This is a genomic window from Amphritea balenae (assembly GCF_003858655.1).
GTDB classification, from domain to species: Bacteria; Pseudomonadota; Gammaproteobacteria; order Pseudomonadales; family Balneatricaceae; genus Amphritea; species Amphritea balenae.
Map to the genome: position 1 here is coordinate 68,695 of NZ_RQXV01000005.1, position 21,713 is coordinate 90,407.

19 protein-coding genes and 1 tRNA gene are annotated in these 21,713 nt (G+C 41.9%); 6 read left to right on the forward strand and 14 right to left on the reverse strand.

The annotated features are described in order from the left end of the window. Positions 1 to 8 precede the first annotated feature (8 nt). The gene (gene plsY / locus EHS89_RS09985; protein ID WP_124926010.1) at positions 9 to 599 is read left to right on the forward strand and encodes a glycerol-3-phosphate 1-O-acyltransferase PlsY; all 591 of its coding nucleotides are present in this window, start codon (positions 9 to 11) and stop codon (positions 597 to 599) included. Positions 600 to 654: 55 nt separating this feature from the next. On the opposite strand, the gene tsaD is transcribed toward plsY, so the two are convergent. Continuing rightward, the gene (gene tsaD, locus EHS89_RS09990) at positions 655 to 1,689 is read right to left on the reverse strand and encodes a tRNA (adenosine(37)-N6)-threonylcarbamoyltransferase complex transferase subunit TsaD (protein ID WP_124926011.1); all 1,035 of its coding nucleotides are present in this window, start codon (positions 1,687 to 1,689) and stop codon (positions 655 to 657) included. A 214-nt stretch (positions 1,690 to 1,903) separates the two neighbouring features. On the opposite strand from tsaD, the gene rpsU reads away from it, so the two are divergent. The 5 genes from rpsU to EHS89_RS10015 all read left to right on the forward strand — a co-directional run bounded on the left by rpsU (position 1,904) and on the right by EHS89_RS10015 (position 7,036). Further along, a complete protein-coding gene (gene rpsU / locus EHS89_RS09995; protein ID WP_124926012.1) occupies positions 1,904 to 2,119 on the forward strand; it encodes a 30S ribosomal protein S21 in 216 nt (71 codons plus the stop codon). A gap of 45 nt (positions 2,120 to 2,164) precedes the next feature. Further along, on the forward strand, positions 2,165 to 2,611 hold the full coding sequence (locus EHS89_RS10000; protein WP_124926013.1) for a GatB/YqeY domain-containing protein: 447 nt from the start codon (positions 2,165 to 2,167) through the stop codon (positions 2,609 to 2,611). A gap of 77 nt (positions 2,612 to 2,688) precedes the next feature. Continuing rightward, positions 2,689 to 4,689, forward strand: coding sequence for a DNA primase (gene dnaG / locus EHS89_RS10005; RefSeq protein ID WP_124926014.1), 2,001 nt, complete (start codon positions 2,689 to 2,691; stop codon positions 4,687 to 4,689). A 337-nt stretch (positions 4,690 to 5,026) separates the two neighbouring features. Further along, complete coding sequence (gene rpoD, locus EHS89_RS10010) at positions 5,027 to 6,829, forward strand: RNA polymerase sigma factor RpoD (protein ID WP_124926015.1); 1,803 nt, start codon at positions 5,027 to 5,029, stop codon at positions 6,827 to 6,829. 130 nt (positions 6,830 to 6,959) lie between these two features. Further along, positions 6,960 to 7,036: transfer RNA gene (locus tag EHS89_RS10015), tRNA-Ile, on the forward strand. Between the two features lie 940 nt (positions 7,037 to 7,976). Here the strand turns inward: EHS89_RS10015 and EHS89_RS10020 are convergent. The 13 genes from EHS89_RS10020 to rfbC all read right to left on the reverse strand — a co-directional run bounded on the left by EHS89_RS10020 (position 7,977) and on the right by rfbC (position 21,704). Then, the gene (locus tag EHS89_RS10020; protein WP_124926016.1) at positions 7,977 to 9,863 is read right to left on the reverse strand and encodes a polysaccharide biosynthesis protein; all 1,887 of its coding nucleotides are present in this window, start codon (positions 9,861 to 9,863) and stop codon (positions 7,977 to 7,979) included. Between the two features lie 14 nt (positions 9,864 to 9,877). Then, entirely contained in the window at positions 9,878 to 10,426 is a 549-nt protein-coding gene (locus tag EHS89_RS10025; protein WP_124926017.1) for a sugar transferase, read from the reverse strand. A gap of 35 nt (positions 10,427 to 10,461) precedes the next feature. Beyond that, positions 10,462 to 11,466, reverse strand: coding sequence for a UDP-glucose 4-epimerase family protein (locus EHS89_RS10030; protein WP_124926018.1), 1,005 nt, complete (start codon positions 11,464 to 11,466; stop codon positions 10,462 to 10,464). Between the two features lie 2 nt (positions 11,467 to 11,468). Then, complete coding sequence (locus tag EHS89_RS10035; protein ID WP_124926019.1) at positions 11,469 to 12,290, reverse strand: glycosyltransferase; 822 nt, start codon at positions 12,288 to 12,290, stop codon at positions 11,469 to 11,471. Positions 12,291 to 12,548: 258 nt separating this feature from the next. After that, on the reverse strand, positions 12,549 to 13,412 hold the full coding sequence (locus tag EHS89_RS10040) for a glycosyltransferase (RefSeq protein ID WP_124926020.1): 864 nt from the start codon (positions 13,410 to 13,412) through the stop codon (positions 12,549 to 12,551). 150 nt (positions 13,413 to 13,562) lie between these two features. Beyond that, positions 13,563 to 14,498 carry a glycosyltransferase family 2 protein gene (locus EHS89_RS10045; RefSeq protein ID WP_124926021.1) on the reverse strand — a complete coding sequence of 312 codons (936 nt, stop codon included), beginning with the start codon at positions 14,496 to 14,498 and terminating at the stop codon, positions 13,563 to 13,565. A gap of 51 nt (positions 14,499 to 14,549) precedes the next feature. Beyond that, on the reverse strand, positions 14,550 to 15,464 hold the full coding sequence (locus EHS89_RS10050) for a glycosyltransferase family 2 protein (protein ID WP_124926022.1): 915 nt from the start codon (positions 15,462 to 15,464) through the stop codon (positions 14,550 to 14,552). Positions 15,465 to 15,468: 4 nt separating this feature from the next. After that, on the reverse strand, positions 15,469 to 16,908 hold the full coding sequence (locus tag EHS89_RS10055; protein ID WP_124926023.1) for a lipopolysaccharide biosynthesis protein: 1,440 nt from the start codon (positions 16,906 to 16,908) through the stop codon (positions 15,469 to 15,471). 66 nt (positions 16,909 to 16,974) lie between these two features. Next, the gene (locus EHS89_RS10060) at positions 16,975 to 17,799 is read right to left on the reverse strand and encodes a class I SAM-dependent methyltransferase (protein WP_170167471.1); all 825 of its coding nucleotides are present in this window, start codon (positions 17,797 to 17,799) and stop codon (positions 16,975 to 16,977) included. 358 nt (positions 17,800 to 18,157) lie between these two features. Then, positions 18,158 to 18,913: a class I SAM-dependent methyltransferase gene (locus EHS89_RS10065; RefSeq protein WP_124926025.1), complete on the reverse strand. Its 756-nt coding sequence runs from the start codon at positions 18,911 to 18,913 to the stop codon at positions 18,158 to 18,160. 13 nt (positions 18,914 to 18,926) lie between these two features. Beyond that, on the reverse strand, positions 18,927 to 20,027 hold the full coding sequence (locus EHS89_RS10070; protein WP_124926026.1) for a hypothetical protein: 1,101 nt from the start codon (positions 20,025 to 20,027) through the stop codon (positions 18,927 to 18,929). A 30-nt stretch (positions 20,028 to 20,057) separates the two neighbouring features. After that, positions 20,058 to 21,143 carry a DegT/DnrJ/EryC1/StrS family aminotransferase gene (locus EHS89_RS10075; protein ID WP_124926027.1) on the reverse strand — a complete coding sequence of 362 codons (1,086 nt, stop codon included), beginning with the start codon at positions 21,141 to 21,143 and terminating at the stop codon, positions 20,058 to 20,060. Beyond that, positions 21,144 to 21,704: a dTDP-4-dehydrorhamnose 3,5-epimerase gene (rfbC, locus tag EHS89_RS10080; protein ID WP_124926028.1), complete on the reverse strand. Its 561-nt coding sequence runs from the start codon at positions 21,702 to 21,704 to the stop codon at positions 21,144 to 21,146. It abuts the gene before it with no gap. Positions 21,705 to 21,713: the final 9 nt, after the last annotated feature.

A 21,713-nucleotide genomic window follows, 5' to 3' on the forward strand; every position in this document is an offset into this window, starting at 1 on the left:
ATATCAGCATGCTCGGCACTGAAACGATTACAATTTTGTCAGCGGTAGCAGTCGCCTATCTGCTAGGCTCAGTACCCACTGCTATTCTGGTTTGTCACTCTATGGGGATAGCTGATCCTCGTCAACAAGGTTCTGGCAACCCTGGCACCACCAACGTACTTCGAGCAGGAAACCGCCTTGCCGCACTAATAACACTGGTTGGCGACCTAAGCAAAGGCGCACTGTCTATTGCCATTGCCAACTGGCTGGAACTCAGCATTTATGAACAGGGGTTCGCAGGAATAGCAGCACTTGTCGGACATATCTGGTCCATATTTATGCGTTTCACTGGCGGTAAAGGTGTTGCGACAATGCTGGGGGGCTGCTTGGTTCTGGACTACCAACTAGGCCTGATTCAATGCACTGTTTGGTGTGGCCTGCTAATCTTCCGGCGCATATCTTCATTAGCAGCCATCGGCATGGCCCTGCTAAGCCCGGCTCTCTGCTGGTTGATGGTACCGCAACTAATCATCCCGATTGGGATCATGTGCCTGATTATAATAGCGACCCACCACCAAAATATCCGCAAGCTGATGGCGGGCCATGAAAGCCCGCTATAAAAGCAGACTACAAATACGTTTTACGCTGCTGTTAACAAATCTCTAACCCTTGAGTTCAAGGCTTCGTAATCGGCTCCAGCGTGTCTAATGGCCAGCGAGGCTGACACTGAATAAACAAGTCACTACTCTGGCCCGCGGCGAGCCGCTGACAGCCTGCATAGGCAATCATTGCCCCATTATCCGTACAGAAACGAGGACGAGCATAAAATAACTGAGCGCGCTCTTTGCTGACCATCGCTTCCAGTTTGTCCCGCAAACGCTGATTTGCACTCACTCCACCGGCGATCACTAACTGCTTAAAGCCGGTTTGCTGCAGTGCCCGCTTACATTTGATGGCCAGCGTATCAACCACCGCATCTTCAAACGCTGCCGCGATATCACGCTGATCCTTTGCTGATAACTCACCATCAATACGCAGATCATTTGACGTATTCAGGGTATAAGTTTTCAGACCACTGAAACTCATATCCAACCCAGGGCGGTCTGTCATCGGCCGCGGAAAGCGAAAGCGAGAGCGGTCCCCTTGCTCCGCCAGACGAGCAATTTCTGGCCCTCCCGGATAACTCATACCCAACATTTTAGCCGCTTTATCAAAAGCTTCGCCTGCTGCATCATCAAGGGATTCGCCCAGCAAACTGTACTCCCCGATAGCATCAACCTGAACCAGCTGGGTATGCCCTCCGGATACCAACAGAGCCACAAAAGGAAACTCCGGAGGCTGCTCTTCTAACATTGGTGCCAGCAAGTGACCTTCCATATGATGAACACCTAATGCCGGAATCCCCCAAGCCAATGCCATCGCCCTCCCGGTAGAAGCCCCTACCATCAAAGCGCCGATCAAACCCGGACCCGCAGTATAAGCAACAGCATCCAACTGATCTGTCGTCGTATTAGCTTCAGCTAAAACCTCTTTTACCAATGGTAGTAACTTACGCACGTGATCCCTTGAGGCCAGCTCAGGAACAACCCCTCCGTATTCAGCGTGCACCGCAATCTGACTATAAAGGGCATCACCTAACAGACCCGCCTCGCTATCATAGATAGCAACACCGGTTTCATCACAAGAGGTTTCGATTCCTAATACACGCATCGGGCTTTTTTCTCATCACTCAAATTGATACTGTACCCACGTATAATCACGCCGGGGCTCAAACTCACATCATTATCCTGCAATTTAACAATCTTTTCATCGTATTTAGGCTTTACACCAAAGAATCATAAGAATAAAATACCGGCCCTTATATTGGCCAACTGAGTCTAAACTCAGTTAACAGACATAAAAATTTCTAAAGGAAAGGTATTCTATGCCAGCAGTTAAAGTTAAAGAAAACGAGCCATTTGACGTAGCTCTTCGTCGTTTCAAGCGTTCTTGCGAAAAAGCAGGTGTTCTGGCTGAAGTACGTCGTCGTGAATTCTACGAGAAGCCAACCTCTGTTCGTAAGCGTAAAGCTGCTGCCGCTGTAAAGCGTCACCTGAAGAAAGTTCAGCGCGAAAACCAGCGTCGCGTTCGTCTGTACTAAGATCTTCACTACGCATTAAACAGCCCTAACAGCCAGGAGAGCGGAATGTCAGAACTGAAGCAACGACTCAGTGATGAGATGAAAGCAGCAATGCGCGCAAAAGCAAAATTGCGCCTTGCCACTATCCGCATGATGCTGGCTGAGCTCAAACGCATCGAAGTTGATGAGCGTATTGAGCTGGATGATGCTCGCGTACTCGCGACGCTGGATAAAATGCAAAAGCAGCGCCGTGATTCGATCGCGCAGTATGAAGCTGCCGGTCGTGATGATCTGGCCGATATTGAGAAAGCTGAACTCCTTGTTATCAAGGAGTTCCTTCCTCAGCCGCTTAGCGAAGCCGAATTAGCCGCAATGGTTGATGCTGCTGTCAGCAACTCTGGAGCACAGGGTATGCAGGATATGGGCAAAGTCATGGCACTGGTTAAGCCACAAGCACAAGGCCGCGCCGACATGGGTGCGATCAGCCAACTCGTCAAAGCCCGCCTGACATAGACCGACTGACATATTCCGACTAAGCAGTTAAGATAACCGCTGACCCTCTTTTTTTTATCAGCAGGTAACTGTTCTTCATGGCCGGACGTATTCCGCAAGCCTTTATCGATGACCTTCTGGCACGTGTAAGCGTACTGGATATTGTTGATGCCCGCGTTAAATTAAAACGCACCGGCAAAAACCATTCCGGACTATGTCCGTTTCACAAAGAAAAATCCCCTTCGTTTACCGTCAATAACGAAAAACAATTTTACTACTGCTTCGGCTGCGGTGCCGGCGGAAACTCCCTTAGTTTTTTGATGGAACATGATCGACTAAGCTTCCCTGAAGCCGTCGAGGAGCTCGCCAAACTGGCTGGCGTTGATATGCCCAAACAAGAAGGGCCTGTAGACCATCAACGTGAACAGCGAATTAAAGATATTTATGCGCTACTTGAAGATGCATCAGCATACTATCAACAACAGCTACGCGAACACCCCAATAAAGCAACTGCAGTAAACTACCTTAAAGACCGCGGACTAACCGGGCAGATAGCAGCCCGATTCGGCATAGGCTATGCTCCTCCCGGATGGGACAACCTGCTAAAAAAACTTGCTAAAGACGACGCCACCAAACAACGCCTTGAACAAGCCGGCATGCTGATCAACAAAGAAGATACCGACCGATTTTACGACCGGTTCAGGGAACGTATTATGTTTCCGATCCGGGATAGCCGGGGCCGGGTAATCGCGTTTGGCGGCCGGGTTCTGGGTGATGAAAAACCCAAATACCTTAACTCCCCTGAAACAGATACTTTTCATAAAGGCCGTGAGCTATACGGACTGTATGAGGCCCGAAAATTCAATCAAAAACTCGATCGACTTATTATTGTCGAAGGCTACATGGATGTTGTTGGACTCGCGCAATACGGTATTAATTATGCCGTCGCCACCTTAGGCACTGCCACCAGCGCCCAACATCTGGATCGAATATTCCGTACCGTACAAGAAGTGATCTTCTGCTTTGACGGTGACGCTGCCGGCAGAAAGGCAGCCAAACGCGCCCTGGACACAACACTGCCTGTTATTACCGACGGTAAACAAGCCCGATTTCTGTTTCTGCCTGAAGGGGAAGACCCGGATAGCCTGGTTCGCATCGAAGGCAACGAAGCCTTTGAAAAACGCCTCAATGAAGCCCTACCCTTGTCTGACTTCTTCTTTAAGACATTAGAAGAGGGGGCCGACATGACTTCTCTCGACGGCCGGGCCCGCTATAGCAATCAGGCATTGCCTATGATTGATGAGATGCAGCCCGGCATTCTGAAACAGATGATGCAGGAAAAGATCTCAGACCTTACCGGCCTCAGTCTCGAACAACTTAGCAGCGTCAATAACCTGCAGGAAGCGACCGCCGTACCACCTGCTGCAACCCAAGGTTACTATCAAGAAACATCTGGCTATTCTGATGATAGCTATTCCGATTTTCAAAGCTCTGAGTATAAAAGTGCTGACTATCAGAACCATGACTACCAAGACCATGATTACCAGAACTATGACTATCAGAGCGGGGACTTTCAAAGCAAAGGCAATAAACGTAAGTCCAGCCGCAAATTTGGCAAAGACAAAAGAAAGCCCCGCCCGGCACCACCGGGCGGCTCAGCCGTACATATCAACCCCAGCAGCAGTGCAGTGTCGATACTATTGCACATGCCCTCCCTGGCCAATCAGTGCGGCGATCTGAGCTTCCTTAAAGACTCCGACAACAACACTGACCAGCTACTTCTTCATCTTAGTAGCCACATGCTAGAGCACCCCGGCGTGACCCCGGGAATTCTGGCTATTGACTGGCAGGACGAAGACCACTTGCGCCCTCTCATCCACCAACTGAACGAGATTGCACATCAAGAACCCATTATCGACTCTGGTAACGCTCAAAAAGTACTGCAGGACTGCCTTATTAGACTTCAGGAGCGTCACCTCGACCGTGAAATTCTTAAACTTAAATCTCAACCTCACCTGAGCAGCGACGACAAAACCCGCCTCAATCAGCTGATTATGCAGCAGGCGACCAGCCGGATAAGAAAACCCACAGAAAAATAACCACTATCTATTGAAAACCATCAACAAAGAACTACCCCATAGAAAAATAACTAAAATCTATTGAAAACCATCAACAAAGAACACCCCCTAGAAAAATAACCAACACCTATTGAAAACCATCTACATAGCCCCCATTTAAACAGCTACAGAGCAAACTTTGACATTTTTTTATGTTTTCAGGCTGCGGTTTTACAATTCTGCCCCAGCACATTGAAAAATAGTCTATTTTTTATACATGAAATATCCGTTTAGGGTTCTGCAATCTGTAGAATTTACACCTCGCTATCGATATAATGGCGGGCTAATTTTCCACTACTGTCATCACTGAAGGGCACTTATGTCAGACACCTCACAGCAGCAGTCACGCCTCAAGGAATTGATCGCACGAGGTAAGGAGCAAGGCTACCTTACTTACGCTGAAGTTAATGACCACCTGCCCGAAGATATTGCTGATCCGGATCAGGTAGAAGATATCATCCGAATGATCAACGATATGGGCATTTCGGTTTCTGAAGTTGCCCCGGATGCAGAAACATTGCTGATGACAGAAGGGGATTCAGCTGAAGAAGCCGACGAAGAAGCCGTCGCAGCACTGGCAGCAGTTGAGTCTGACGCTGGTCGTACTACCGATCCGGTACGTATGTATATGCGTGAAATGGGTACAGTAGAACTATTGACCCGTCAGGGCGAAATCGAAATCGCTAAGCGAATCGAGGAAGGCCTGCGTGAAGTCATGTCCGGACTGGCAGCATTCCCAGGTTCCGTTGATGCCATCCTGACCGCGTACGACAGCACCATCGAAGAAGAAGGCCGTCTAAGTGACATCTTCAGTGGTTATATCGACCCTGACGACAGCACTGAGCTACCGACTGCAGCACCGCCTGCCGCAGCCAGCGATGACGATGATGAAGAAGAGAAAGAGCGCGGACCAGATCCGGAAGAAGCTAAACGTCGTTTTGAACTGATACGTAGTAACTACACTATTTATCTAAAGGCAGTACAAAGCGATGGCCGTAGCAGCAAAACCGCCGCTAAAGCCTTCAAAGAACTGGCCGAAGTATTTTCTCCGATAAAACTGGCACCCCGCTATTACGATATGCTGGTTACTAACGTGCGCAGTGCTATCGAACGCATCCGTAAACAAGAGCGTTTGATCATGCAGATCTGCACCCAGCGTGCAAAAATGCCTCGTCGCCAGTTCATCAAAGAATTCCCGGGCAATGAAACCAACAGTGAATGGCTGGAAAACCTGCTGACTTCCGATACGGAATATGCACCGCGACTAAGACGCCATGATATTGAACTGAGACGCGCCCAGAAAAAACTGGTTCAGGTTGAGCAGGACATCATGCTAACCCTGAACGAGATGAAAGAAGTTAACCGTCGCATGTCGATCGGTGAGGCTCGTGCCCGCCGCGCCAAGAAAGAGATGGTTGAAGCCAACCTTCGACTGGTTATCTCTATCGCGAAAAAGTACACCAACCGTGGCCTACAGTTCCTTGATCTAATTCAGGAAGGTAACATCGGTCTGATGAAAGCCGTTGATAAGTTTGAATATCGCCGTGGTTATAAGTTCTCGACTTATGCAACCTGGTGGATTCGTCAGGCGATCACCCGCTCCATTGCCGACCAGGCGCGTACTATCCGTATTCCGGTTCACATGATCGAGACGATCAACAAGCTGAACCGTATCTCACGTCAGATGCTTCAGGAAATGGGCCGCGAGCCTTCTCCGGAAGAGCTGGCAGAGCGTATGGATATGCCAGAGGATAAAATCCGCAAGGTTCTGAAGATTGCCAAAGAGCCAATCTCCATGGAAACGCCAATCGGCGATGATGAAGATTCCAGCCTGGGTGATTTCATTGAAGATATTACCATCGACTCTCCGGTTGATTCTGCAACAGGTGAAGGCCTGCGCGAAGCAACTAAGGAAGTCCTGGCCGGCCTGACCGCTCGTGAAGCTAAAGTTTTGCGTATGCGTTTCGGCATCAACATGAACACCGACCATACACTTGAAGAGGTTGGTAAGCAGTTTGATGTAACCCGTGAACGTATTCGTCAGATCGAAGCTAAAGCGCTGCGTAAGCTGCGCCACCCTAGCCGCTCAGACCATCTGCGCAGCTTCCTCGACGAGCATTAAAATCTTTTAAATCAGACCGTTGCGCCCATCAAATCCTATGGTATGATGGGCGCCTCTCTCGAGAGGCTGGCTTTAAATCAGAAGACAACACCACTAGCTGGTATCTGAAACTTTAGCCGGAATCTATTGGGGGCCTTTAGCTCAGTTGGTTAGAGCGCTCGACTCATAATCGATCGGTCGCAGGTTCAAGTCCTGCAAGGCCCACCACCCCTTCTAAATAAAATCATTAAAGAAAGAACGCGACTCAGCTCTTTAATAGAGACGGATCAATCGCAGGTTCAAGTCCTGCAAGGCCCACCCCTTCTAAATAAAATCATTAAAGAAAGAACACGACTCAGCTCTTTAATAGAGACGGATCGGTCGCATGTTAAAGTCCTGCAGGGCCCACCCCTTCTAAACAAAATCATTAAAGAAAGAACACGACTCAGCTGTTTAATAGAGACGGATCAGTCGCAGGTTGAAGTCCTGCAAGGCCCACCCCTTCTAAACAAAATCATTAAAGAAAGAACACGACTCAGCTCTTTAATAGAGACGGATCGGTCGCAGGTTCAAGTCCTGCAAGGCCCACCACCCCTTCTAAATAAAATCATTAAAGAAAGAACACGACTCAGCTCTTTAATAGAGACGGATCGGTTGCAGGCTCAAGTCCTGCAAGGCCCACCACCCCTTCTAAATAAAATCATTAAAGAAAGAACACGACTCAGCTCTTTAATAGAGACGGATCGGTTGCAGGCTCAAGTCCTGCAAGGCCCACCCCTTCTAAATAAAATCATTAAAGAAAGAACACGACTCTGCTCTTTAATAGAGACGGATCGGTCGCAGATTCAAGTCCTGCAAGGCCCACCACCCCTTCTAAATAAAATCATTAAAGAAAGAACACGACTCAGCTCTTTAATAGAGACGGATCGGTCGCAGGCTCAAGTCCTGCAAGCCCCCCCCCCTTCTAAATAAAATCATAAAGAAAGAACACGACTCAGCTCTTTAATAGAGACGGATCGGTCGTAGGTTCAAGTCCTGCAAGGCCCACCCCCTCTAAATAAAATCATTAAAGAAAGAACACGACTCAGCTCTTTAATAAAGACGGATCGGTCTCAGGTGAATTTGTTAGATAAAGGAGCGTTAGTCTGGAACGGAATAATTTTAACGACTAGCCCTTTGGATCGTAGCCATTAACCGAAGCTAGCAATAACTCCTGTATCTCTTCGTGATTAAATGTATCCAACGCTATAGAAAGCTGGTGAATAATCACTTCCAGATCTCTCCAGTCCAGCATCTCCTCTTGTGCACGCATCACTTTTGGATGGTCAGTTTCAAGTACATCACCACCAATCAGCAATTCCTCATAGAGCTTTTCACCATCCCGTAGTCCGGTAAACCGAATCTCTATATCTCCGTCGCGGCACTGCCTGTCTCTTACAGAAAGGCCGGTTAGATTAACCATCTGCCTGGCAAGATCATAAATCTTTACCGGTTCACCCATATCCAGTACATAGACATCACCGGAACTGCCCATGGAGCCGGCCTGAATAACCAACGACGCCGCTTCTGGGATAGTCATAAAGTAACGGGTAATCTCCGGATCGGTTACCGTTACAGGGCCACCCGCTTTTATCTGCCGCCTGAACAATGGGATAACTGAACCGGACGAGCCTAATACATTGCCAAACCGAACCATTGCAAACCGGATACCTGAACGGTCTACTTCACGCTTACTCAAGCCCTGAAGAATCAACTCTGCAAAGCGTTTGCTCGCGCCCATTACATTTGTTGGCCGCACCGCCTTATCGGTTGAAATAAGCACGAAATTTTTAACGCTGCTTCTAACTGCTGATTGAGCGAGAGTTAGCGTACCTATAACATTGTTACGCAATCCGGCTACAGTATTATTCTCAACTAAAGGCACATGCTTATAGGCCGCCGCATGATAAATGGTGTCGACGTTATATTGAGCTAAAACCCTATCAATCAAAGCCTCATCCAGCACCGACCCAAGCACAGGAACAATTTGTAACTCAGACCTCTGTGCCTGAGCTTCAGACAACTCAATTTCTATACTGTACAAGGCAAACTCAGACTGATCCAACAGAATCAGAACAGACGGCTTCTGACAGATTATCTGACGACATAACTCCGAGCCAATTGAGCCCCCTGCGCCACTAACAAGTACCGCCTGATCTTTGATACAGGCATCTAGTAACGATTGCTGCGGCTGAACCTCCTCCCGCCCAAGCAGGTCTGCTATATCGACCTCTTTTATATCATCAATACTGACCCGGCCACCGGCGAGGTCTGAAACAACCGGCAGAGTAAGAACCCTCACCTGAACACCCGCTAGCGCATCTATTATCTGCTTTTTTCGATACCTTGAAGCAGAAGGCATTGCCAACAGGAGCGTATCAATATCAAACCTATCAATCAGATCAAAAAGCCTGTCTGATCTATACACCCCAAGATTATGGATATCCAGACCCGTTAACTCAGGGTTATCATCAATAAAGCCTACCGGTAAAAATTCTGATGATTGCTCTAACGCATTAGCAAGCTGACGGCCTGCTGCACCAGCACCATAGATAAGTACCCTTTCAGCATCCGCCTTAACTTTCTGGAGCTTCCCCCCTGGAAACTGCTGCAAAATAACCCAACGGGCCAACATCCGGCTTCCACCGATAGTAAATACCGCAATAAACCAGAAGATAAAAAAAACAGAACGGGGAATATAAACCTCAAGACCTAACTGATAACTGACTAAGGTCCAAACAAGGAGAAACAGGGTTACCGCTTTAAGAACCGTCCATTGCGCCTTGTAACCGATGTAACGGATAACCGCCCTATAAAGACCCAACCTTATAAAAAACGGAATCGCTATAACCGGCGCTAACAGGTAAGTGGGCCAGTGCGCAAAATCGCGAGCAGTCCAATCCTCATAGCGCAAAGCAAAGCTAAGCCAACAGCAGATTGGTAAAACCAAAACATCAAAGCAGAGAAACAACGCTTTCTTTGTATTTCTGGATGAGTTAAGTAATAAGTTTAGCAAGTCATCGCCCCGGATTACTTAATACGATCACCGGAACCTTGCCCCAGCACTGTTTTAATAAGATAAATGAAATAGTTCTTAACTGACATTTCATCAATCATCTTTCTATCCCATTCAGCCAGATACTCAGGCTGAGACATATCTATTCCGTTAACCTGAGCCAACCCGGTAATCCCAGGCAGCACGTCAAAAACACCTAGTGCTTCACGTGCGGTGATAAGCTCAGTCTGATTAGGCAAACAAGGTCTTGGGCCAACCAGACTCATCTCTCCTTTAAAAACATTGATCAGTTGGGGCAGTTCATCCAATTTACTCCTGCGTAAAAAACAACCAAACCTTGTAACTGATGAACTGCAAGCAAGGTGAGTAGCAACTGAGGCTGTATCCAACTTCATTGTTCTGAATTTAACTAAGGTAAAGGTTTTTCGACGTCGCCCTACCCTTTCCTGCCGAAAAACCGGTGAGCCTGTATCCAAAAAACCAATAAGCGTAAGCAATAGCAGTACCGGAAAGCCTAATACCAGCCCTAGCAATGAAAAAACAAAATCAAATGCACGAATCACATTAACACCTGTAATTTAAGAAGCTGTACATGTAATTATCTCTTGGTGAAACAACGTTTCAAACCCTCGCTAACAGAAATAGGCGGCTCCCAGTCAAGTAGATTACGAGTTTTGGTAATATCTACCTGCAAAGACCCTAGCAACCGTTGCGTAACCTCTTTTTTCCCAAGCAGCGTTCCAGCCAACATCAAGATAAATGATGGTACTGGAAGTAACCGGGAACTCTTACCCATAGCACTAGCAACACCGCGCAGCAGATTTGTAGTAGATAAATCATGCCCATCACTAACCAGAAACACCTGATTGGCGGCAGCTGGATGATCAATACAAGTAATAATCAGATCCACCAGGTTATCAACAGCCACCAGTGAGCGCTGATTATGAACAGCACCAAGGGGGAGCGGCACCCCCTTCGTCACCAGCTTGATCATACTAGCCAAGTTACCTTTCACACCCGCGCCATAAACCAGTGGAGGACGGATGATTACCACCTCCATACCGGTTTCAGTAGCCAATTGCTTGAGTCCTTCTTCGGCCTCCCATTTAGAAATACCGTAAGCACCATGCGGTGCGGGCGCATCATCAGCCATAAATGGCTGATCCAAAGGAGTCTGTTCACCATTAACTTTGATCGAACTGATAAAGATAAAGCGCTGTACCCCTGCTATCGCAGCCTGTTGAGCCAGATTAATTGTCCCCTCAACATTGAGTCGACGATATTCCGCCAACGGCTCAGCTACTTCATCCTTCATGATATGGGCACGGGCAGCAGCGTGAATTACAACATCACTGTTTGCAAGCGCCATATCGAGCACAAACGCGGGGTCTACCGTAGACTGATCACTGTATACATCAGAGCCCACAGACGCATTTTTAATGTCTGATAAATCGGTTAAATCACCCAGAAGCTTCGTAACACCATCAGGAATACAAATCACGTCGGTACGATGTAACGCATAACTCTCAACGCTTTGAGCAACCAAACGATCCAAAATAACGCCACCTACAAATCCTGACGAACCGGTCAAAAAAATACGCATAATTACTTTACTCTTCGCCGAGGATCAAGTCGCTTAAGAACGATATACAACTTATGCTCTAACCTACCAGGCAAAAACGAGCGAATAAAAGGCAAAAAAGCACCTAAGCCCTTCCAAATTGGTTGTTTTAACTGCCAGACTCCGTTAAAACCAATTAAACCCTGACGTAAAAGCATTATTCTAGACTGTCTAGAATGAGTTCCTTCTGTAAAACGATATTGCAATAGAACCAACGGGAGATTAGAAAAACGTGCATTCTGTAACCCGCAACGGAACCATAGATCATAATCTTGACGGCGAGCTAGTTTTTCATCATAGCCTCCTATCGAATCTATAAAAGACTTCTTATACATAACGCTTGGATGGATAAAAGGACAACAGAATAAGTTTTTATATATCGACTTATGTGCTAACGGCATCTCGCGAATCATTCCAAGAACATTATCGTCACTAAGATCTTGCGCGTAAGAACCTAAAATATCCAAATCAGGATACTCTCTAAAATACTCTACCAGCTTTTCAAAGCGAAACGGCACTGCCAGGTCATCCGTATCCATCCGTGCTACAAGTTCATAAGTGCATATCTTCAAGCCTTCATTTAGGGCTGCAGCCAAGCCTACATTATTCGCTAAGCAAACAGATACAATATTTAACTGAGAACGATATTTTTCAATCACCAAGCTCAAATCAGAGGTAATAACCCCGTCTTCTACCAGTACTACTTCATCAGCCATCAAAGTTTGCTCAGAAAGACTCTTTAAACATGCTTCTAAGTATTCAGGTCTCTCTTTGATATATACCGACATCAATACTGAAAAACACATTGTTTAGCCCCCGTACAAAATACCTCACCCCTTAGGATCACTTTATCCATATAACTTACAATATCAATGACATTTAGGCTAGCATACAACTATCCACAACAATGACTAAAGCCCATCAATTCGTATTGGAAAAATTTATCTATGGGCGACATACACAAATAAAAAGCCATGTAATAATTTACTTAAAATCCTACAAATAACCCAAAACCATAAAACCATAAAACGGGCATAACCAGTAAGCACGAACTGAGAATAAAGTTAAAGTAACCAACGCTTAAAACCATCTTTCAACCCTTTAAAAGCGTATTTAATGCGGTCTCTCTTATCATCTAACACCAGCACTATAAGAAAAAATTTAATAACGACACTTCTAATCATGAGCAACTTTATCTTTTTTTCAATATAATCTTTAGAAATGAGATAAACTAAATTTCTAACTTGGTAATAAGTCCTAAATGGCGATGAAACACCAAAACTTAACCCCATAAAAGTACCATAGCCTTCGCCGAGATTATGAATAAGTGAAACATGTGGGTCGACACATACTAATAAGCCTTCGTGGCGGACTCGATGACATAAGTCATTATCTACTTGATCAATAAAGAGCCATTCATCATTCCCTCCCAGCCTGTCGAAAAGCTCCCTGGAAATCAGACTACTCGACGATAACGTATTACTAACCTCTCGAATATGACTGTCGCTTATTGCTCTCGATGACCGTAGGCGCTTAGAGTTTATAGCTTTTGTGCGCTCATCATAATCAATTGCACTCAACAATCCTATTTTCCGCGTTCTCCGATCATCACCATTAAAAGCGCAATAATCATTTAACAGAACATCAGCCAAGTCTGGTTTTACAAGCGAGTCTTGATCAAAGAACAAAAGAAACTCACCCCGAGCATTTTCTGCACCAATATTTTGCGCCGCGGCAATCCCAAGGTTATTATTATTCTGAATAAATTTAACATTAGAATTAACATATTCAAGCGAGTATAAATCTTCCAGCGGAGAATTAGCGATAATCACGAACTCTAAAACGCTATCATCAAGAGGCCGAATTATCCTTTCAAAGAAATTTGATTCACACCGATAAGTAACAATAATCACAGAAATATTGTTCATTTCACTAAATTTCCGACTTTAACAAAGCAATTATATAATTACAGGCTACTCTAGCCTCTAGCATAAAATTCAAAGTTTTACTCAAAAACCAAAAATTAAGCATCAGTTTATTCTCCAAGTGAAGCTTAACAACATAACTGGGAATCCCTTTCAAAAACCAAGAAAATCCTTTACAAAGCTTGAAAAGCCAGAAGAAAACTTATGATACCTTCCATAAATAAGTTCGCGAACAAATATAAAGCGATTCCTTTTGCCTTCAACCCTTGATTTAAAGTGTGTTACTGCGTCACCAACAAGATTTGAAAAAACTTCATCTTCACCAGAATTAACCAAATAGTCCAATAAGATTTTACGATCCGAAATTAAGCCAATGAAATAATCTTCAGATCTAAACTTCAACCGCGCGATCAACCGTCCGAAAGTTGATATTTGATTTAACCCTATCTGATTACCATCATGCTGACGATACTTAACAAGACATTCAGGAATACAGTGTATAGGTCCACTTCTGACAACGTTTATCGCAATCCATGCGTCATGAACCCACGACTCAGGAAATTTCTGACATGATTGGACATAGCGTTTCTTAAAAGCAAATGCTGCGCCTGTTATAACATTCCGAGCCAGTAACACAGAAAAAGCAGAATAACCACCAGTAGCAAGAGCTTTAAACTCATCATTCTTAATTGATAAGCTTGACCATAAATTCCTACCCAGATAATTACCATCCTGATCTATCAAGGACGCATTAGAGTAAACACCAACTCGTGAATAATCCTCTTCAAAGGCTGACTTTATCTTTTCTAATCTATCTTCAACCCAGAGGTCATCCTGATCGCAAAGAACAACGACATCTCCTTCACTCAGTGAGATAGCCTTGCAGAAAGTAAGGGTTGAACCGATATTTTTACTGTTTAAATGCAATCTGACAGGAAACGACACCTCTTCTGAATAACGTTTTACAATATTAACAGAAGCATCCTTTGAACAATCATCAATTATAATAAGTTCATAAGGCCTAAAAGTTTGATCATTTATACTCTCAAGCTGCTCTTCTAAAAACCTTTCACCATTATACATGGCCATAACGATTGAAATTCTAATAGCATCACCACATTTAATTAAGGAAAATACAAACTAGCCAGAAATCCTGAAAAGATTATGAAGCTTCGCATATAAAGCTTTAAGAACCATCTTAAAATGATTAACACCTAGCAACTCATTCGATATAGAAATAATTTCTTCAAGATAAAGAACAGCAATTTTATTCTGGCCTCTATTGAGCCTGAGCGAATACAATGACATAAGAGTTTGCAATCTCATTTCGAGCTGATGAAGCCTATTTTTGGATGAATGAAGGCTCTGATTATGAACACGATACATAGAGGGATTAACTTCAGGCAAATACTTCCCCTTGCCATGATCACCAAGCAGACTCCACAGCGCAATATCACCATACTTTACATTATATAATTCTGGTGGCCATTCATTGATAAGGTTTCTAAAAAAAGCAGTCAAAGTATATATCGAAGTAGCTTTTTGCAGTTCAACAGCTGAAAGATCATCATGTGCACCCCCGAAATCCGTATTTAAAACCCCTTCATTATTAAAAGGAATAATATCAGTATAACAAATCACGTATTCAAGGTTATTATCAAGAAAGTCTTTTTGAACCTGAAGTTTACTAGCATCATTCCAGTAATCGTCACCATCGCACAATGCAATATATTTACCAACAGCCCTTGGAAAATTAAATGCTGGATTAATTCTTATATTTTTTGAATATTTATTTTCTATCTGAAAAATTGGCTTTATAATCGAAGGATATAACATTTGATATTTACGAATTATATCAGCCGTTGAATCTGAAGAAGCATCATCATGCACAAGAACCTCAAATGAAAAATTGGTTTTTTGTGATAAGAAACCTATCAAAGCGTCCTCTATATATAACTCATGGTTATAAGTAATACAGCAAATACTTACTAAAGGCTTCTTCACTGAGCCTTCCCATGATCTTATGATTTCACTTTCAGTTAGTAATTCTTTCATATTTCTACTTTTTAAGTTTAACTTCCAAAAAATCACATAGACTACTAAAAGCCTTTACATTAAAAAAAACAGCACCTGTAACATACAATAATAGCGAGAGCACTCCTAGAAGAAAAAGCTCTACTAAGGCAGGCAAAACGATCCATAACTGTAACAAGTATATGCAGTAAGAAACTAAAAACGCCAATAGCAGACTTGGCATAAAATCTTGCAGCTGCTCTTTTACGCTATAACCAATTAAATTATAAGCAAAATAACTATTAGGTATATACAATAAAACAGAACTAACGATCTGCCCAATCAAAATACCTACAACACCGTAACCGAAACTTACTAAAAAAATTAGAACGATCAATATTTTTCGCAATATTTCCAAACCTAAAAACAGATCTGAACGACCTTTTACACTTAATATATTAAGATTAATAGCATGGACAGGGTATAACAATGAAGCTAACATCATTAGCTGTAAGTATAACATAGCCTCATTCCATCTTTCGGGTAGCAATGCATCAAAAATTGGTTTAGTCAAAGCCACTACAAACAACATAGCTGGAAAAACAACAAAAGCCGTTATCGAAATAACTTCACGATAGCTTGACTTTAAGCGCTCATTATCATCTTGCAAAGTAGCTAGTGCGGGATAAGTAACTTTTTGAATTGACGACACCAACAGATTAATTATAAAGTCTTTTATCTTTTCCGAAAAAAAGTAAAGACCCGCTGTGTATGAGCTGATGTATTTTGCTATTACCAGCACATACATATTTTTGAATAAAGTATTTATAACTTCAGCAAGAAATAGCTTATAACCAAAAACGTACATCGTCTTTGCTTCATTGAAAGAGAATTCAAATGTTGGAATCCAGGGTTTTACCATCCAAAGAAAAATCGTGTTCGTAAAAGAGAACAATAACATTTGAATCACTAAGGCCCAAACACCCCAACCTTCATAAGCAACTAATACAGCCCCAGCGCCTGAAACAACTGCAGCAGGAAGGTTTACCATAAATTGAGTTTTAAAATTCAGCTCGCGATTTAACTTCGAAAATTGAACAATTTTAAAAGAATTAACCACTAAAATAATCCCAGCAATACGAATCAACTCAATCAGATCAGGCTGCTGATAAAACAAAGAAACGTATGGTGCGACAAAAAAGAGAAACACATAGGCTAAAATCCCGAACAAGATATTTAAATAAAACGCTGTATTATAATGAACCTGTTTTATTCCTTTAATTCGGATTAAGCTTTGTGACAATCCTGAGTCCATCATCAATGAGCCTAATGTTAGGAATACACTCATCATTGCAATTAGACCAAAATCTTCTGGCGCTAAGTAATACGCAAGTAGGAGTGTCACAGCTACACTGAGCCCTCTGCGCAATAGCTGCTCTGAAAAATCCCATAAAATGGCTAGAGCAGTTCTCTTAGTTAACGACATAAAAAATTATTACCTCGTAGCCATATTTATCAAATCATTAATTTCAATTAAACCTAAAAAAGCAAATCAAACCTTCGTGACAACATAAAGGACTGAACGCTTATGAATACCTGCCTGTAAAAACAAATCAGAACCAAAATCGTTTTCGCCATATTCTGAAACTATAAACCCCCCCTCCTCTAGTCTCATAATATACCCCTCTTTAGAATACCTTCTTATATGATCCTCTTGGCCATAATACTTTAAACATAATTGAGGATTTTTTTTGATATGATTATCTTCTTTAATATCTTTAAAACCTAATGTTATTGGCACCATCAAAATTGCATAGCCTCTTTGCTTTAGAACACGATATAATTCTGAAATCGCTTTCATGTCATTCTCGACATGTTCCAAAACATGAGAACAAATAATCACATCAAACTTTTCATCCTCATAAATATCCATATTTGTTATATCTATTTTATCATCTACTTCTTCCATATACAGATCTGCAGAACGGTAGCTAATATATGATTTACTCTTGATAAAATCAGCCAGAGGCTTAGATGGAGCTATTTCCAGCATAGAGACATACCCATTTAATTCATTAAATAGCATATCCAAGTACAGGGTATAAAGCCTATCCCTGTCCGTAGCACCACACTCAGGGCATGTATACTGAGATATATTCAAAGTTTCAGCGTTAAAAACTGCATCAACAGCTTGAACATCAAACAACCTTTGCAGATTAATCATAGGAAAAGGAATGAAGTTTTCGACACGAGCCTTACAGCAAGGGCAGTAATAACTAATAAGAGAATGACTATTCTTCCTACCTTTAATTAATGATGAAATTGCTTTCCAAATAAAAGGAGGCATAACCTCCCTTAACAAATATTTAAATCCCATACCACCTCTAGAATTACACATTCATTTATTTAGATAATCAAATCTTAAGCATGACACATGATTTTATTAACAGCATAAAAACACACCAATCAAAATCAACAAGTTCACACTCATATTAAATCACTTTAAATCAGCACACCACAAATAAAAACTTCTTTCATTTCAATCACAAACATTAACATCACGCCCATAAATAGAAGAGAAATAAATAATAAAAACAATATCAATACTCAAATTCAAAAATAATTTTATTATATCCCAAAGATGACTTAACTCTATCTAACACTTCATTTACCCTAAAATATTACAATAGCATTTTCTTCAAAATTGTTTAGCTTTTGATAATACATAAAGCCCCTTACTTAATATTACTCAACAAAAACAAAGGCCGATTAAGAAACTCACCCAAATCATCAACACGCTCCCACCCTCCAACTTCTATGTCAACATAGGCGTTATGTTTTTTATCGTAAACAGCAATTTTTTCAATCTTAAACACTTCTTTGCAACACTGTTCAACAAATTCAACAATATCTTTCTTATATCCATTTTCAAACAAAGGAAAATCCACATCCCCCTTCCAATTAAATCCAATTTGAAACCACATCTTTCTACAAACATTTGACATAGACCTTAGGGAATCGCATATATTATTTTTTGCTTTCATAATATCAACAGAAGGATCTCCAAAATCATCACCTAAATGATGCAATACATTAAGGCACAAAGCCAAATCATAAAAACAAACCTTACTTCCAAAGAAATCATAATACTCATTACGAACAACCAGGATATCTTCAAAACCTAAAGCATTAGCAGCTATTTCAATGAATTTAGCATGTTCCTTATTTCCTTCAACACTAACAACCCTTACACTTCCTCCCTCTATAGCGGCAAAAGTAAAGTAACCAGTGTTTGCACCCACATCCAGTACACTTTTATTCTTATATGAAGTATGTTTCTGAATATAGTCATTTCTAAGCGATTCATTTTTACCTGCAGCCTTGTGTCCAGAACCTATGTAATCTTTCAGAAGTGGATGGACCTCTTGATAGTCACTATGCTTACTTTTCATTTCAATCAAGCTTATTAAGTCAGTCTTATTGCTTCTCATTCAAACACCTTCTTTAATAAAGCCCATGCAACTCTATGGTATCAGACTTAAAATATACGTCATTCTTCTTAAGAAGCTCTTCAATTTCATCTAGTGGAAGCTCCATTAACTCAGGATACTTCTTTATATTCTCTCCCCGAGATCCAAAATACCATGAGTACAATCCACCGTCATAGTTAATCTCTCTATTAACATTTAAATTTGGAACCTCATCAAACCCTAAGTCTTCAAGAAAAAGCTTTAATACTTCAGGATAAAAATCCACGCATAGTTGTAACGGCCCCCAAAAACGGGGATTAATTTCAACAAAATATAAATTATTACTCTCGCCCTTAATTACTTCCATCATAAAAGGTCCAAAGTACCCTTCTTCATATATATTTTGAAATAGTTTGTTTACATTAACCCCCGGATTTTTACCTATTTTGGCAAACACGATCGACTTTCCATCTGGCTGTTGCATTAAGTTAGTTTGCCAATAGCTTTTAAAAAAACCACTCCTAGATAAATAACCACATAAATAATAGCTTTGCCCATTTACATACGTCTCAACAAACCAGTCTTCTTTATTTATACTTTGACATACATCCTTAGCCTCACTTTCAGAGAAGCAAATACGTGGATATAAAACAACACCATCAATAATATTTTTTTTAGGCTTAAAAACACAAGGAGTATTTATTTTTTTAAAATCCATAACTTCAGGAAAAGAAAGCCCTAAAATAGAATCAATTATCCTTCTGCTAGACTCTTTATTAGTAAGTTTCATATAACCATCAACATCTGGCATAAAGCTATTTATACCAATAAAACTAAGCTCACTACTACTCCCTAACAAGTACTGATTTAAATATTCAGAAGTTTGACAAATTATCAACTCGTCAGGACTGGATATATTACTCGCAAGCCTTATACTCTTAAACAAACCAATATCAAGCTTCCTATCCACTCTACATATGACAACCCTATCAGACCAGTCTGTTTTAAATATCAGGTCTTCTCTCCCACTTGCCACAATCACAAAAGGAATATCACACTGAGAAAAATAGCGACACAAAGCAATAACAGCTCGATCATTATGCCCTGAAAAAAGCACCAACACTCTATTTCTCATATAAACAACCAGAAAATGTAAAAAAACAAATCACTTTATAATATCTGTAATTTTTGACTGAATATTCTCTTCTAAGTCGGCATAGATAGGGACACAAAGTATTCGCCTAGAAATATCTCTTGATACTTTACAACATTGATTATCCCCCAAGTACTTCAACATATCTAAACTTGGATAAAAATACCGTCTTGAAGTAATATTTTTTTCTTTTAGCGCCATCTCTACATCAATCAATTTAGATTCTTTTTCAAATAATAAAGGCGCATAAGCATAGTTTTCGTTACAATCAGGGTTCCAAATCTGAAAATCCACTAAGCCTGTTAATTCGCTTAAATATTTCTGCCACACCCTCGACCGCTGCTTATCAAGATCGTAAATGTCATCTAGTACGCATAATCCAACCGCAGCTTGAAGCTCATTCATTTTTGCGTTAATGCCAAGCAATTCAATACTCTCTGGTCCCGTTATTCCAAAATTGATCATCTTTTTAGCACATTCAAGATCCTCTTTTCTCTTAAATGCAATCGCACCACCCTCTGCTGTATGAAACAGTTTAGTCGCATGAAAGCTTAGAGTGGCGGCATCTCCATAGTTAAGCAAACTCTCACCTTTATATTCAACGCCAAAGGCATGAGAAGCATCATAGATAACTTTTAGATCATGTTTATGCGCTATTGCATTTATTGCATCAATGTCACAGGCGTTACCAAACACATGTACTGGCACAATTGCTCGTGTATTTGGAGTAATTGCCGCTTCAATATTTTTGGGATCAAGGCACCAGGTATCAGGATCAATATCGGTAAATACTGGCACTACACCATCCCATTTCAGTGAACTGGCTGTTGCTACAAAAGTAAAAGGGGTTGTGACAGCTTCTGGCTTAAGATCAGATTCGATACCACTGACACCAAGAACTCGATATGCTATCTGCAAGGCTAGGGTACCATTGGCTACTAAAAGCAGATTTTCTACACCCAGATATTCTTCAAGACGACGAGTTAGTTCTTGGACCAACTGTCCATTATTAGTAAACCACTGACGCTCATATATACCATCTATATATTTATTCAGCTTTTCCCGATCCGGCAAATAAGGCTTGGTTACAGGTATCATTCAATAATACTCTTTCAATTCTGCAAGTGCCTGCTCAAAACTTTGTGCTGTTCTATCTTTTTCTGATATCAGCAAGTTATCAGCATCAGTTACACCCCAGTCGATTTTTAAGCCTGGATCATTCCAATGAATCGATCGATCATTTTCAGGTGAATAAAAATCCGTACACTTATACTGAAAATCTGCAGTCTCTGAAGTAACGAGAAATCCATGTCCAAAGCCGGATGGTATCCACAGCATGCGATGATTATCTTCAGAAAGATGTTCACCCACCCATTGCCCAAAGGTTGGCGACTTTGGACGCAGATCGACAGCCACATCAAAGACTTCACCTTGGGTAACACGTACTAATTTTCCCTGAGGGTTCGTTATCTGGTAGTGAAGACCACGTAATGTCTTCTTAGCAGAGCGACTATGATTATCCTGAACGAAATAAGCATTAATGCCAACTTCACGGAAAGACTGTTCGTTCCAGGTTTCCATAAAAAAACCTCGTTCATCGCTAAATACAGTCGGCTCAATAAGTTTTACATCGGGTATTTGAGTCTCAATAATTTTCATAGCTACTTC